The sequence below is a fragment of the Pacificibacter sp. genome, assembly GCF_039769035.1.
GTDB lineage: Bacteria > Pseudomonadota > Alphaproteobacteria > Rhodobacterales > Rhodobacteraceae > Celeribacter.
In genome coordinates this window covers 52,549-66,954 of the sequence record NZ_JBDMZG010000055.1, presented here as the reverse complement: position 1 = coordinate 66,954, position 14,406 = coordinate 52,549, and the positions used below count along the sequence as shown (strand labels likewise).

Here is a 14,406-nt window from a genome sequence, read left to right as displayed (position 1 = left end):
GAGGACAACGTAATGAGTGAGATCGGCGAACCGGAACGCAAGACGCAAGAACGGATGCTTGATCTGCTCGCGCGCGGGCCCGACAACCTCGGTTGGGACTACCTTGGCGATTGGCACAAGCGGGCAGGCAACGCCAACGTCGAAGAGGAATACCTGCGCCCCTGGCTGCTCTCTCGCAAATATGATCCGGACGTGGTGACCAAAGCCATTGCCGAGCTGAAACGCGCGGCGCGGATGGATGGTGTGAAGCTTTACGAGGCCAACATGGCCTTTTACGAGATGCTGCGTTTCGGCGTGCAGGTCACCCCCGGCCCCGGCGAGGCACCGGTAACGGTGCAGTTCGTTGATTGGAGTGATCCGGCAGCCAACCACATGGGCGTGGCCGAAGAGGTCGCCATCGAGGGCAAGGATGCCAAAGCCTATAACAAGCGGCCCGATCTGGTGCTGTATGTGAACGGCATCGCGCTGGGTGTGGTCGAGCTGAAGAAATCGACTGTGGGCGTGGGCGAGGGCATTCGCCAAACGCTCGACAACCAGCGGCCCGAGTTCATCCGGCATTTCTTTACCACCGTGCAGTTCACCTATGCCGGCAATGACAGCGAAGGCCTGCGCTATGGTGCGATCCAGACGCCGCAGCCCTATTGGCTGGCCTGGAAGGAAGACAGCGAGATCATCAATCGGTTGGATCGCGATGTGACGCAGATGATGGCACCCGCGCGGTTCCTGGAGCTGGTGCACGATTTCATCCTGTTTGATGCAGGGATCAAGAAGATCGCCCGCCCGAACCAGTATTTCGCAGTGAAGGCCGCGCGTGAGCGTGTGCGTGGGCGCAAGGGCGGGATCATTTGGCAGACCCAAGGATCGGGCAAGAGCCTGATCATGGTGATGCTGGCGCGGTGGATCCGCGAGACGCTTCCTGACGGGCGCATTCTCGTCATCACTGACCGCAAAGAGCTGGATGAGCAGATCGAGATGGTTTTCGGCAATACCGGTGACAAAGTGCGACGCGCCAAAAGCGGGGCAGATCTGTTGGCTGCGCTTGGGGATCCCACGGACCGGGTGGTCAGCTCTCTGGTGCATAAGTTCGGCAAGCGTGAAGAAGGCGAACTGGACGAGCTGATTGCGAGCATTCAGACCTCAAAGCACGGCGCCCCTGTTGGTGATTTCTATGTTTTCATCGACGAAGCGCACAGGACGCAGTCGGGCAAGCTTGCAAAAGCGATGCGCCAGATCCTGCCCGACGCAATGTTCATCGGTTTTACGGGGACACCGTTGTTGCAGTCCGACAAATCGACATCGCTTGAGGTTTTCGGCCCCTATATTGGCAAACCCTACCGGTTTGACGAAGCGGTCGAGGACAAAGTGGTATTGGACCTCCGCTACGAAGCGCGCGATATCGACCAGCGTGTGAGTTCACCCAAGAAGATTGACGAGTGGTTTGAGGCCAAGACCAAAGGGCTGACGCCGGTTGCGAAAGCGACATTGAAACAACGCTGGGGCACGTTGCAGCGCGTTCTATCCAGCAAGGACCGCCTGGATCAAATCGCCAAAGATATCATTATGGATATGGAGCTGAAGCCGCGGTTGAAAGCAGGTCGAGGCAACGCGATGCTTGTGGCCGGGTCTATTCCCGAAGCGTGCAAGTTTTTCAAGATTTTCCGGAATTCCGGTTCTGACTTGGCAAAGAAATGTGCGATCGTCACTTCCTACAAACGCTCAGCCTCGGAGCTCACCGGTGAAGAGGCCGGCATGGGTGAAACTGACAAACAGTACGTCTACAAGGTCTATGACCAGCTGATGACAGAGCTCGGAGTTGATGAGGAGGCGTATGAAGAGGAAGCGCTGCGGAAATTCCGCAAAGAGCCTGCACAGATGAAGCTGCTGATCGTGGTCAGCCGGTTGCTGACCGGTTTTGATGCGCCTACCGCGACTTATATCTACATCGACAAGCAGATGCGTGATCACGGGCTTTTCCAAGCGATATGCAGAGTGAATCGACTTGACGGCGTAGACAAGGATTATGGCTATGTCGTCGACTACAAGGACCTGTTCAAGAACATCGAGAATGCTGTGGATGACTATACTTCGGAGGCGTTCGACACTTTCGACGCTGAGGATGTCAAAGGGCTGATCTCCAATCGGGCCGAAAAGGCGGGAGACGATCTTAACTCCGCGAGGGATGCTTGGTTTGCTTTGCTTGATCCCGTCGAACAGCCTAAAGGCGATGACGAGATATACGACTACTTCTCCAGCCCCCACGGGATAGAAAACGATCCCGACGCAGATGAGAAAGCGCGCCGGCGGCAAGCGCTCTACAAGTTGTCAGGCAGCTATGCTCGGACCTTCGCATCAGTTGCGGAAGACCCAGCGGCTTCTGGCGTCAACGATCTGGAGCTCGCTCAGTATCGCAACGAAGTTGAGAGAGCGTTGGCAATTCGTGATGCCGTTCGTCTTCACAGCGGCGATGCTGTTGACTTGAAGCTATTTGAGCCTGCAATGCGGCATCTCATTGACAGCTACATTAAAGCAGAGGACTCCGAAGTAATTTCTCATTTGGATGATATCAGTTTGATTGATCTGATCGTCAGCAAGGGAGCTGCAGCTGCGGACGACCTGCCACCGAATTTGGGTGGGAAACGGGAAAATGTTGCCGAGGCCATCGAGAACAACGTGCGGCGGTTGATCATCGACGAAACGCCCGTGAACCCCAAATTCTATGAGCGTATGTCTGCCTTGCTGTCCGATCTCGTGCAGAAGCGTAGAGATGACGCAATTGAATATGCCGAATATTTAGAAAAGATCGCTGAACTCGTTAAGCAAGCAAAGGCTGGACATGGAGTGGATTATCCGGCGACGATCTCGACTGTTGGTCAAAAGTCCTTGTTTGATAATCTTAGCCAAAACGAAAACTTGGCTTTGGAAATAGATCAGCTCATTCGGGATACCGCTCAAGCAGGTTGGCGGGGCAACAAAATGAAAGAACGGATGTTGAAGCGCCGCCTTTCAGAACCGCTGACCGACGAGAGCACGCTGAAACGCATCTTTGATATTGTTCGCTCAAATGACGAATACTGAAACCATTGAGGTTGCTGGACTGGCAGTTGAGGTTGTTCGAAAGAACATCAAGAACTTGCATATTGGGGTCTATCCTCCTGGTGGTCGTGTTCGCGTCGCGGCACCGCCGAGCATCAGCAACGACGCTGTCCGGATTGCACTTCTGACCAAGCTTAACTGGATCAAGAACAAGCAGCGTGAATTCGCCAACCAAGAACGTGAGCCACAGAGAATGTTCGTTTCGGGCGAAACCCACTATGTTTTTGGGCGCGCCATGAGACTTCAGTTAAAGACGACCGATTTGCGCAGCCATTCAGTCGAGTTGTCCCCGGGTGGCCGATTGTTGATGCGCGTCCCTAAGCACGCAAGTGTAGAGAGCCGAAAAGTTTGGCTTGAGGATTGGTATCGAGCAAACCTGAAGGAAAAGGCTAAGCCGCGCATCGAAAGGTGGGCTGAAAGGCTTGGTGTTGCGATGCCGCGGTGGGGGGTCCGGCGCATGAAGACAAAGTGGGGCAGCTGCAATCCAGATAATGGAACCATTTGGATCAATTTCGACCTTGGGAAAAAGCCACTCCAGTGTCTCGACTACATCGTCTTGCACGAACTTGCGCATTTCATTTCTCCACGTCACGATAGCGCCTTCATCGAGGTTTTGGATCGACAGATGCCGACTTGGCGGCAAATTCGGGCAGACTTGAATTCACTGCCGCTTGCTTATGAGCACTCATTTGAAACAAAGATCTAATAAGCTGGAGCGCCCATGCGGATTCCGACGTCAAGATATAGGAGATTGTATGTCAGTGATTGATCAATCAATTTGGGGAGCGTCGATCGTCTGCCTTCTTGTCAACGTCCAGATGCTGAGAAATCTCCGCAAGCTGATGAACAACAGCCAAAGAAGGAACCCAGAACGCGTTCAACGTGTGGTGCAGTCAGCTCCTTATCATCGCCTAATCGGTCTATTGAATTGACACGACTCCCCTTGTCGTAGGGCCCACTCGGTAGCGGGAACTATCACATCGCAAGCAGGCGGAATTCAAGTTTTTTACTGGCCGCAGGAACCAACATTTTTTGAAATTTAGTTGTATCGTTAACATCGACAGGGAATCGATTTGGGCAAGATCGCTCGGTGATTCTCACTCGATATGGTAATTCTCCTTTACCGTCCAGTGGCCATGTTTTTGACACAATTGGGGGAAAACCCCCATAAACCGGCTTCGTTTTGGGGATTCAAACCACCTTTCGTCCCGACTTTGAATTTTTCGTTGTCTGCGGTTTTCGTTCGATCCATACCTCCGCTCGAAAAACGAAAGGCAAATGAAAACAATGATCCCTGAATGACAAACGCGCGGACTGCTCGAACAGCCCACGCGTTTATTTGAACCGCCGAAGGCGACTCGTCTCGAAGCTCTTGTGTGCCATCATGGCAGTATAGGCTCAAGTGTCTTCGGCTCCCCCCCCAAAAAAACAGCGATTGGTGCGACGCATGCAGAGTGCGGCGGAGAAATCGCTTTGCCTAAGGTAACGACATGCACATCAACCCCAACTCAGGCGGTATTGCTCTACCGGCTCCCTCATTGGCGGAACGTATTCCACCATTGTCTTCTCGCGGACATGCATCAGGTCACACAATTGTTGGTCGGGGGCAGAACCGCCGAGTTGTAATGGTTGAATCCAACCTTGAATTCAAATGGGCGATTATCCTCGACGCGGACCCAAATGTGAAAAGCATTAGGGAACAAGTCAAAATGGAGTGGTCTGACGCAGGGAAAATGCGAAATCACTATTTCGATTTCGTGGTCACCATGCACAGCGGGCAGAAAGCTGCTTTAATAGTCAAACCTGCCAAACGAGCCCGCAGTGAAAAGTTTTTGTGGGAAACACGAGAGATTGCCGCTCAAGTTGCGCGGACTGGCTTTGCTGAGGAAACGCGTGTTTTGACAGAGGATTGCGTTGATCCGGTTACTTTGAGCAATGCCCGCCTATTCAGGAGCGTTTGTGACGCGGACGTCCACGCTGATGAAATGGCAAATGCCTTGATCAAGGGCCTTGTCGGGGCTGCCCCTATATTTGAACTGACGGCACGTCTTGAGCTTGGCGCACGCGGATTTCGGGCGATGGTTCGGTTGATTTCAACCGGTCGCTTGGAGCTCCTTCATCATGAGGTTATTTCACCGGAGACGCTTGTGAAGAATGGTGGCCTAAGATGAACGTATTGCGGGATCCAGAACCAGTAGGGCGCATTTATCTTGGCAGGTTTGATCGTGTGACGATCGGTGGTATTGATTACCAGGTCATTGCCGGAAATTCTGTTGGCTATGACCTTGTCTCTGTGCGTGAAAATGCACTTACGCAACAATTCACGCATCGAGACCTAAAGGCGCATAGTCTTGCTGGGAACATTCGTGTCGACCGAAACGCTTTTTCGATGGAACACGCCAAGTGCAAACCAGATAGACGAGACTTTGACCTGGCGCTGCTGTCATCTAAGGAGCGAGAAAGAGTTGGTGTTCGCTGGTCGTATTGCCAAGCACTTCAAAAGCTTCTTTACGAAGGCACAGTTAAGCTGACCTATGAGTCCATTGGCCAAGCACTCGATCAGATCAAAGGGCTTGCGGAAAGGTTTTTTCGCGACTTTTCTGATGAGCATGGTGATCGACCAAAGGTTTATGGCGGCGGCAGGGCAAATGGTCTTGCAATGGTTAGCCCCACATCGCTTCGAAAGTGGTTTAGCTTATACCGTGCAGAAGGGATTGTTGGTCTCGTAAGCAACCGATGGAAGTCAGGGCGAAAAGGAACACGATTTTGTTCTGAAGCGGAAACCTTACTAATGCGAGGTGCATCGCTTTACCTTCAGTTGGATCAACCGACAAAAGCCAGTGTCGTTGAAGATACCCAACGGTTGTTTGCAGTAGAAAACAGCAGCCGAGAAAAGCGTGGGCAATGTATGCTCCCGGTGCCATCCCGCAACACGATCCTCAGTCGTATCAACAGATTTTCCCCATACGAAACGGTTTTGAATCGTGAAGGCAAGGCAAAGGCACAGGCCAAGTTTTTCCCGGTCGGGGCCGGGCTGCAATTGGGTAGGCCACTTGAACGGGTTGAGATGGACGGTTGGACGGTGGATCTTATGACATTGGCAAAATCGTCAGGTTTGATGGAAAAGCTGGCACCAGAACTTTCTCGTGAAATGGAGCTTGATGGAGGAAAAAAGCGCTGGAAGTTATTCGCTGCGATCTGTTGCCAGACCAGATGTCTCGTCTCACTGTCGCTCTCTAAGACCGAGAACGCAGAAGCCGCAGTTGACTGCATGCAGATGATGGTTCAGGACAAAGGGCAAGTTGCTGACGCCGTTGGTGCGATGTCTCCATGGAACATGCATGGGGTTCCTGATGTTCTGGCAACCGACAACGGAAGTGCCTTCATTAGTCATAAGTTCTTAGGCGCTGCGCAGAGCATTGGCCTCGACTTGGAACGACCTCCCGCTGGGTTCCCTCAGCTTCGAGGGAATATTGAACGACTTTTTGGGACGATGTCCACAAATCTTGTAGCTCGTCTTTCGGGGCGAACGTTTTCGGATGTGGTTGAGAAGGGTGACTACCCTTCCGAAGCACGCACGGTGCTCACTGTTCAGGACTTCGCTGATCTACTTGTTCGGTGGGTGGTCGATGTCTACCACAACACCCCGCACCAGGGGCTTGGAGGTGAAACCCCGTTGGAATGTTGGAGCCGCCTTGAGAACACTTACGGCGTGCGACCAAGTCCAGACCGGCGCAGTCAGCGCATAGCTTTCGGCGTTCCAATGTCTCGAAAAATCTCCAATGTCGGCCTCCAAATCATGGGGGTGCGATATAACAACGAGTTCTTGATGCAGCACCTCCGACAAAGTCGCGAACGCGATCTCGAATTGCGTTGGCTACCTGAAAACATTGGGGAGATTGAAGTTAAGATCAACGATGAGTGGCATGCAATTCAGTCCACCTTGCCAGAATTCAAGGGGCGGTCTGCGCGTGATTGGATCTCAGCGCGAAATATTATTCGGAAGGGAAACCCAAATACCCGGAAGGCATCAAGCATCACGATTTCGAACGCTCTTGAGGAAATTGATCGGCTGAATGCCGCAGCAGGAGAGCGAGCGGGCATTCTTTCGGAACGTTGGGATGATGAGATGGTCAAGAAATTTGAGACTGTCTCATTGATCGGATTCAAAGCGGGCCATGAACAATCCCCAACTGACAAAACTTCTGGCTACGGCACTCTCGTGGAAGTGCCAAGCGCTCAAGTTCAGTCTGCCCAAGCCGTCCCCGATCCAGTTTCAGCCCCCGAAAACGTGAGCAGCACGAAAAGCAATTGGAAGATATGAAGATGGCCAAATCTGCAAAAGCAAAGTCGCCAGCGGAAATCGAAAAAGCTATTGAAAAGCTCTCGAACAATCATGTGGAAACGGAGCGAGAGGAACAGCTTCAGTTGGTTTTTCAGCGATTGTTTCTTGGTGAAAGTCCGATGACGACTCCAAGACTTTTTTCGAATGGGCTCGAGACACACGGCATAGCTGTCGTCGGTGAACCTGGCAGTGGAAAAACAGAACTGATCAGTGAATTTCTGGAAAAACACACGGCTTTTGACCTTGCGGCTGGTATTAAACAGGGAGGTTGCGTCCACGTCACTGTCCCAAATCCTGCGACAATCAAGAGTGTGGGATTAGAGCTGCTTAAGGCGCTTGGTTACACTAAGACATCAGATAGGCGCGAGCGTTGGGCCATTTGGGATATCGTTAAACATCGGTTGCAATTGCTTGGCGTGCAGGTTCTCTGGATCGACGAGGCACACGACCTCTATGCTTCTTGTTCCGCTCGAGAACAGGATGATTTGCTTAAAACGCTCAAATCCTTGATGCAAGGAGAACACGCTGTCGTCGTCATCCTTTCCGGAACAAAACCGGTCGCTGATCTTCTCGCGGTGGACCGCCAAGTCGGTAGACGGTTTAACAAAATCATTCTCCCACCCATTAGTCTCACGAATGACGGTGAGAGTTTGTTCAATCTGCTTTCCACTTACTGTGAACGTGTTGGCCTAACTGCTGAAATCGATAATGATCTCATTCAATCTCTCATATTTGCGGCACATGATCAATTTGGCTTGGCGATCGAAATTTCAATTGGAGCGATAGAAATGGCACTACGGAATGGCCACGCATCGCTTACGAAGAGGGACTTCGTCGACTTTTGGAGTATACAGGAAGGGTGTAGCCTTGAGGCGAACGTTTTTTGGACAAACCGGTTTGTAGAGCCAGAGAATGCTCTTCAATCCAACGGTGCTCGATCTCGTAGTGGAGCACACTCGAAATGACCCATGTTCTTACCCCATTCCTCCCGATCGAGGCTGGCGAAAGTGCAGTTTCATGGGCTTGTCGCTTGGCTTTGTTCCATACAGGCGAGCCTTTGATGAAATTCATCAATGATCTGGGTATACCGTTGTCACCTCTTCTTGCAGGAAAGACTGAAGCTCTTAAGTCTTTGGCGCTTGCAACCGGTATCGAACTGCATGTTCTGACCCGTCGCCAGCCGGAGCAACTGGCAAATCGCATATATCGCCTTCGAGACGAAACTTTCTCGCCGAGTTTCATGGTCGGTTCCAGGGTCGCATTCTGCTCCCAATGTGTTGCCGAAAATGATGGGTCTCCAGGAGGGCTGCGTGTTGGGCGTTGGGCGTGGCTGTTGCGGCCGGTAAGAACCTGCGACCGCCACGGAACTGCTCTTTCTTTTCTGCCAAAGGCCAGGTGGTCTGATCAAATACGAGATCTCAATATTCTGGCACCTCGTCGAGGAGATTTGGGGTGCATGGTTCGAGATTCTGTCCAGCGTGCTCCGTCGCCCCTTCAAAAATATGTGCTGGGACGTTTGCGCGACGAGCCCTACGATGCGAAGTGGCTGAACTCCCAGAGCTTAGAGCAAGGAGCCAAAGCTTGTGAAATGCTTGGGGTTCTTGCTGGATGGGGCGCGAAACCAAATCTACCTGATCTTTCAGATGATGACTGGGATCGAGCAGGGCATATCGGTTTTGAGATTGCCAGCCAAGGTGAGAAGGAGATCAATCAGTTCTTTCGCCAGATTTTAGCTGACTTTCCAGACCGAAGCGCACGCAACGGTCCTCAGGCTGTGTTTGGTAGACTTTTTCAATGGCTCCAATTCAATAAATCAAAGAATGACCCAGGCCCGATCCGCGGGCTTTTGCGTAGTTTCATCATAGAAGAAATGGCAGTTAGTCCAGGAACAAAACTGTTGGGTGATGTCGTTGAAATCAGGAAACGGCACAGCGCAAAGTCGCTTGCAGATCAGTATAATCTGCATCCGAAGACCATGCATCGTGCCCTCATCGCTTCTGGGTTGTCAGTCGCGAACAATCCGGAACAGATCACGGGTTTGGAAGTATGTGATGCAGCCAAGGGGGAAGCACTCGCTAAAGCAATGCTTCGAGGAATTCCTGTTAATGCACTGCCAAAGGCAATGAATGCGACCAGAGGACAGGTGAAGATGCTGATGGACGAGGGGTTCCTTACATCGATTTCGCCTTCGGGTAGCGCCCGCTCTAAAGTATTGCATTGTGTGGATAAGAGGGTTGTCGACGATTTCGTAGAGGCGATCGCAACGCAAGCGCGTTTGGTTGACGTCGCTTCGATTGGCGCCCTTTCAATTCCTAAGGCGGAAGAAGCTGCACGAAGACTTTCGGCAGACATCGTCCGACTGTTGCTGGACGGGAAACTTAAGAACGTCGAGAGGATTAAGGGCACCTCAGGGTATCTGTCCGTTTTGGTCGATCCGCAGGAAGTTGAAGCGCGGTTACCAATCGAAAGCGAAGATTTGCCTCCTACAAAAACCGATGCTGCGCCGATTCTTGGTGTGACACCCACCGCGCTAAACATTTTGGTCAAAGGTGTAGGGGGCTTGCCACTGATCCGCTCTTTTTCGGATGGTCGGCCCGGTCCCGCCAAACAACGTATTGAATGGAGTGAAATCGCGAGATTCAAAAGCAGGTATGTAACTCTTGGTGAACTGATGAAGCTTACGGGGAAGCACCACACACAGGTTCAAAGAGAACTCTATGAGATTTCGGTCCGACCTGTTCGAGATCCAAAAATCCTTAAGGTGCACTTGTTTGAAAGAGAGGAAGCCCTCAAAATTATAAGGTGACCTTTTGTGTCTATGATTGAAGAAGCCGCGCTCTTGCGCGGTTTTTTTGTGCCGATCACATAGGTAGTTGCAAAATATTACTGGTCAAAATTGCAAGTTAGCGGTCAAAGTTGGTCAAAGCTAATTCCCAACGGCCTTGTTTTATTGACGTCGTTTTATCCGAGTTGCAAAATGATGCTGGCTCTCACAGTTCGACATTGAAAACCCGTCTTTATGATAAAGACGGGTTTTTAGTACGAGCTTGGCTGATCGTCGGTTCCAAGATCAGGGAAGCAGCCACTGCTTGTGCTTGCGATATGCTGACAAAAAACAAGCATGACCTGATGGTATTAAAGCCTGTTGTTGGCGCACCAAAGTTTCGCTGTACAGGCTTCAGGCCGAAAATAGATACTCTGTCTAAATTTTGCGCCGCGATCAATCAGAAGCGCGGGCTTCGTTTCGCTGTGGTTGACATAACTCGACCTTGCCAGCAACTTGAAAGGGCGCACATTAAATGAAAGACCCTATTATGAAATTACTTATACGCTTCGTAGCTTTTTTGAGTTTGATTTTTGCAATTCAATGTACCCCCATTTCCTTAGGCGCGCCATTTGCGGCCGACCCTGCTCAACGTCAGCAGTTCGTGCAATCCACGGTGATTGGACAAACCACGCTTGATCAAGTGCGTGTACGCTGGGGTAATCCGACTGGTGGCGGGATTCTGGTCGATGGGCCATATCGCAATGGTGGTGACTACTGGCAATGGACCGATGGAGAGCGAAACAATTATGGCTATGTCCAAGTTAAAGTAGACCGCAACGACATCGTTCGAGAGGTACTGTCTTTCCGCGTTGTAAACGAACAAGAGATTCGGGAAGACTTTGGCCAAGCGGGATCCATAACGACGGTCGAACCAGCAGCCACCAGCGCCGCAACCGCGCCCGCTGTTACGCAACCAGCCGCCTCGCAGGAAGACGAAGGCGGGGTCAACGTGTTGGGCATTGCACTTGAGTGCTTGATCTTCTGTATCTAGCATTAAAAGTAAGTTTCGTTCGGCGAGGGTGAGCGCATGCTTGTCGTTTGTAAGGCCACTGCCGAACGAAACGGGCGCCATATCAAGCAGCAGCTCCGCACTGGCGAAATGACCTCTTTGGTAGGAACAAAATCTATGTTTCTATTAACAAAACCGGAGCAAGCCATGATCAAGACAGTCATTTCGGCGATCGCCGCCCTTCTTTGCACCTACTCTATCGCCACTGCCCAGACCCGACTTGTGTCAAAACCGATTGCGACGCTGGATCGACCTTGGGCCATGGCTGTATTGCCGCAAGGTGGATTTTTGGTCACCGAAAAAGCTGGGCGTTTGGTGCATATTTCTGACGCGGGCGAGGTGCACACCATTGCGGGCGCGCCACGTGTGACAGATTACGGGCAAGTGGGATTGCACGATGTGGCCTTAGCTCCGGATTTCAAGGCCTCGGGTGATGTGTACTTGACTTGGGTTGATGGCACAGATGGGGGTGCGTTGCATCTTGGGCAGGGGCGTTTGGATCTGAACGCCATGCAGCTGGTCGATTTTCGCGTGATTTGGCGTGCTAACTCTGCTGGCGGCAGGGGGCATCCGGGCGCAATGATCGCCTTTGGCCCCGATAGACATCTCTATTTGACAAGCGGAGATCGCCAATTGGGGTCCCCTGCGCAAGTCTTAGACGACAGTCGCGGCAAGATATTGCGTCTCAAACCTGACGGAACACCCGCCACAGGCAATCCGTTCCCAAGCGCGCCAGAGGTCTGGACCCTTGGCCACAGAAATCCCTATGGTCTAACATTCGACAGCACTGGCAAGCTGTGGTCACACGAAATGGGGCCGCGCGGTGGCGATGAGTTAAACCTGATTGCAGCAGGCGAAAATTATGGCTGGCCGCTGGTCTCTGAAGGGCGCAAGTATAGCGGGCTCAACATTCCAGACCATGACACCCAGCCTCAGTTCACAGCCCCGCTGGCGGAGTGGACGCCGATCATCGCGCCCGCGGGTATGATTTATTACGATGGTGCGGCCTTTCCCGAATGGCAGGGGTCTTTGATGCTGGGGGGCCTTGCATCAGAAGCGTTGATCCGTGTCGAAATTGGAGAGACCTCAGCGCGTGAAATTGAGCGTTGGAATATGGGACGGCGCATTCGTGATCTGGCGACCGATGCACAAGGGCAAATCTATGTGCTGGAAGACGGCGACGAAGCCCGCCTTTTGCACCTGTCGCGTGGCCAGTAGATGACGTTTGAAATGTCTACCTGTTGGAAATGCAGGTAGGCCCAAAGCGACGTTGAACGCCTTTGGATGCGTGTGAAAAATGTTGATTTGATCGCAAAAGCTGAATCGCTTGAAATGCAAAGCGAGAAAACGCTTGCTTTGGTGCATGACCGAATAGGGCAGGCACAACTGGCAACGTGGGGGGCGAAGTTGTTTATCTAGGAACAGACACGTAACGACTTGTCAAAAGTGATCGAGGTCATTTCGGACACGCACACCAGTTCTGCCGAATTGCGCCAAAAAGCGGGGCGGGCGATGCTGGATCTTGTGGGGGGCGATATGTGTGCCTCTTACGAATGGAGCCCTGTGTCCAAAGAATTTAAGGATGGCATTTCAATCAACATGAGCGCCAACCATGTCGATCGCTACCTGAGCCATTTTCAGTACCGCAACTCGGAGCGCATGCAATATGTTTTAGGGCGCCCAGGCGCGAGACTTGTTTCTGATGTGATCTCGCATGATGATTTGCAGAACTCTGAAATATACACCGAGCTTTTGCGCCCTGAAGGGCACAAGTTTGGGATCAATCTGACAGTTTTGATGGGGCGACTTATCTGGCAGACCTGCGCATTTGGCGCTCTGGCGGATCCTGTGATTTTTCGCAAAGTGATGTGACCATGCTGGAATTGCTGGGGCCTGCATTGGCCAATGCGCATAAACGCACCACACGCGCGCAATCCAAAGAGTTGAGCCTATCAGCACCGACAATGCTGGGCCTCACAGCCAGAGAAATGCGGGTTGCCGGTTTGGTGGCAGATGGATTGTCTGACAAAGAAATAGCGCGGCAGTTGGGCGTGTCCTTTGCCACCGTGCGCACACATTTAAATAATGCATTCAAAAAGTTAGGCACGCGCAATCGAACGGAATTGGCCACAGCGATGCACAACGTTCCGACGTCAAAACATTCCCACTAGACTGTCAACTCAACAATCTTGTTGAATTGTGTGTGGCTGAGGACATGCCTAGGCTTCCTTTTGAATATAGGGAGGAAAACTATGTCCATTTGGAAAACAACGCTTGCTGGGGTCGCTTTAAGTGTGACCTTTGGCGCCGCCGCCATCGCACAAACAAAAATCACAATCGGGGTGCCACCTGTGCCTGAATTCTCATTGCCGATGATCGCGATTGAAAAAGGCTACTTCGAGGAAAATGGCATCAGCGCCAAGATCCAATTGACCCAAGGCGGCACAGCGGCCGCGCTTCAGTCAGGGTCTTTACACATTGGTGCCGTTGGCTCGCCAGGTTTGATCCAAGCCACAGACAGCGGACTTGATCTGGTTGTTGTGGCAGGCGGAGCTGTGGCATCGGTTGAGGACACGCACTTTGGCATCGTCTCTGGCGTTGGTTCTGGCATCAATTCGCCAGCGGATTTCGTTGGCAAGAAAGTCGGCGTTCCTGCGATTGGCGACTTCTTTCACATCATGTCGCGCGAATGGTTTCGTGTGAATGGTGTCGACTAGCATGACATCACCTTTGTTGAGGGTGGCTTCCCACGTTTGCCCGATCTTTTGCGCGCAGGCACTGTCGATGCCGTTGTCACCACGCAGCCCTTCATGACGGCCGCGCAAGCGCCAGAAGTGGGCGACAAAACCTTCTACATTGCTGCAGACCTGCCGGATCGTTTGCCGCCGTTCGTCTACATCGCGACACGCGAATGGGCTGAAGAGAACCCAGAAACTGTAGCGGCGTTCAAGACGTCTTTGGACAAGGCTTTGGTCTTTGAAGAGGCCGACATGAAGGGTGCGCTGGAAGTGTTCAGCCATTTCGTCAACATGCCCGAGGAATTCTGTCCAAGCTCACCATCAGCAAACTCGACACAAATGTTGGGCCAGACCAGATCAAACTTTGGGTGGATATGATGGAAAAGCAGGACAT

General features: G+C 52.1%; 12 protein-coding genes. All 12 read left to right on the top strand.

Annotated elements, in window-relative coordinates; genetic code table 11:
* Window positions 1–12 precede the first annotated feature (12 nt).
* The 12 genes from ABF287_RS05360 (at window position 13) to ABF287_RS05305 (ending at window position 14,390) form a co-directional block, all read left to right on the top strand.
* Window positions 13–3,075, top strand: coding sequence for a type I restriction endonuclease subunit R (locus ABF287_RS05360; protein WP_347183983.1), 3,063 nt, complete (start codon window positions 13–15; stop codon window positions 3,073–3,075).
* The gene (locus ABF287_RS05355; RefSeq protein ID WP_347183982.1) at window positions 3,062–3,799 is read left to right on the top strand and encodes a SprT family zinc-dependent metalloprotease; all 738 of its coding nucleotides are present in this window, start codon (window positions 3,062–3,064) and stop codon (window positions 3,797–3,799) included. Before ABF287_RS05360 ends, ABF287_RS05355 begins: the two co-directional genes overlap by 14 nt.
* A 784-nt stretch (window positions 3,800–4,583) precedes the next feature.
* On the top strand, window positions 4,584–5,264 hold the full coding sequence (locus ABF287_RS05350) for a hypothetical protein (protein WP_347183981.1): 681 nt from the start codon (window positions 4,584–4,586) through the stop codon (window positions 5,262–5,264).
* Window positions 5,261–7,417: a DDE-type integrase/transposase/recombinase gene (locus ABF287_RS05345; RefSeq protein WP_347183980.1), complete on the top strand. Its 2,157-nt coding sequence runs from the start codon at window positions 5,261–5,263 to the stop codon at window positions 7,415–7,417. The genes ABF287_RS05350 and ABF287_RS05345 overlap by 4 nt, the downstream gene beginning before the upstream one ends.
* Before the next feature lie 2 nt (window positions 7,418–7,419).
* Window positions 7,420–8,403, top strand: coding sequence for a TniB family NTP-binding protein (locus tag ABF287_RS05340; protein WP_347183979.1), 984 nt, complete (start codon window positions 7,420–7,422; stop codon window positions 8,401–8,403).
* On the top strand, window positions 8,400–10,244 hold the full coding sequence (locus ABF287_RS05335; protein ID WP_347183978.1) for a TniQ family protein: 1,845 nt from the start codon (window positions 8,400–8,402) through the stop codon (window positions 10,242–10,244). Before ABF287_RS05340 ends, ABF287_RS05335 begins: the two co-directional genes overlap by 4 nt.
* Window positions 10,245–10,737: 493 nt before the next feature.
* The gene (locus tag ABF287_RS05330; RefSeq protein ID WP_347183977.1) at window positions 10,738–11,256 is read left to right on the top strand and encodes a hypothetical protein; all 519 of its coding nucleotides are present in this window, start codon (window positions 10,738–10,740) and stop codon (window positions 11,254–11,256) included.
* Between the two features lie 165 nt (window positions 11,257–11,421).
* Window positions 11,422–12,492 carry a PQQ-dependent sugar dehydrogenase gene (locus ABF287_RS05325; protein WP_347183976.1) on the top strand — a complete coding sequence of 357 codons (1,071 nt, stop codon included), beginning with the start codon at window positions 11,422–11,424 and terminating at the stop codon, window positions 12,490–12,492.
* 219 nt (window positions 12,493–12,711) lie between these two features.
* Window positions 12,712–13,146, top strand: a complete 435-nt coding sequence (locus ABF287_RS05320) for a hypothetical protein (protein ID WP_347183975.1) — start codon at window positions 12,712–12,714, stop codon at window positions 13,144–13,146.
* A 2-nt stretch (window positions 13,147–13,148) separates the two neighbouring features.
* On the top strand, window positions 13,149–13,445 hold the full coding sequence (locus tag ABF287_RS05315) for a LuxR C-terminal-related transcriptional regulator (RefSeq protein ID WP_347183974.1): 297 nt from the start codon (window positions 13,149–13,151) through the stop codon (window positions 13,443–13,445).
* Window positions 13,446–13,526: 81 nt separating this feature from the next.
* Window positions 13,527–13,991 (top strand): ABC transporter substrate-binding protein, encoded by a 465-nt coding sequence (locus tag ABF287_RS05310; RefSeq protein ID WP_347183973.1) that lies wholly within the window; start codon window positions 13,527–13,529, stop codon window positions 13,989–13,991.
* Window positions 13,992–13,997: 6 nt separating this feature from the next.
* Complete coding sequence (locus tag ABF287_RS05305) at window positions 13,998–14,390, top strand: ABC transporter substrate-binding protein (protein WP_347183999.1); 393 nt, start codon at window positions 13,998–14,000, stop codon at window positions 14,388–14,390.
* Window positions 14,391–14,406: the final 16 nt, after the last annotated feature.

What these genes read in the sequence shown, in the direction of transcription:
- ABF287_RS05360 (WP_347183983.1), top strand. Translation starts at nt 13, where the DNA reads ATGAGTGAGATCGGCGAACCGGAACGCAAGACGCAAGAACGGATGCTT.
- ABF287_RS05355 (WP_347183982.1), top strand. Translation starts at nt 3,062, where the DNA reads ATGACGAATACTGAAACCATTGAGGTTGCTGGACTGGCAGTTGAGGTT.
- ABF287_RS05350 (WP_347183981.1), top strand. Translation starts at nt 4,584, where the DNA reads ATGCACATCAACCCCAACTCAGGCGGTATTGCTCTACCGGCTCCCTCA.
- ABF287_RS05345 (WP_347183980.1), top strand. Translation starts at nt 5,261, where the DNA reads ATGAACGTATTGCGGGATCCAGAACCAGTAGGGCGCATTTATCTTGGC.
- ABF287_RS05340 (WP_347183979.1), top strand. Translation starts at nt 7,420, where the DNA reads ATGGCCAAATCTGCAAAAGCAAAGTCGCCAGCGGAAATCGAAAAAGCT.
- ABF287_RS05335 (WP_347183978.1), top strand. Translation starts at nt 8,400, where the DNA reads ATGACCCATGTTCTTACCCCATTCCTCCCGATCGAGGCTGGCGAAAGT.
- ABF287_RS05330 (WP_347183977.1), top strand. Translation starts at nt 10,738, where the DNA reads ATGAAAGACCCTATTATGAAATTACTTATACGCTTCGTAGCTTTTTTG.
- ABF287_RS05325 (WP_347183976.1), top strand. Translation starts at nt 11,422, where the DNA reads ATGATCAAGACAGTCATTTCGGCGATCGCCGCCCTTCTTTGCACCTAC.
- ABF287_RS05315 (WP_347183974.1), top strand. Translation starts at nt 13,149, where the DNA reads ATGCTGGAATTGCTGGGGCCTGCATTGGCCAATGCGCATAAACGCACC.
- ABF287_RS05310 (WP_347183973.1), top strand. Translation starts at nt 13,527, where the DNA reads ATGTCCATTTGGAAAACAACGCTTGCTGGGGTCGCTTTAAGTGTGACC.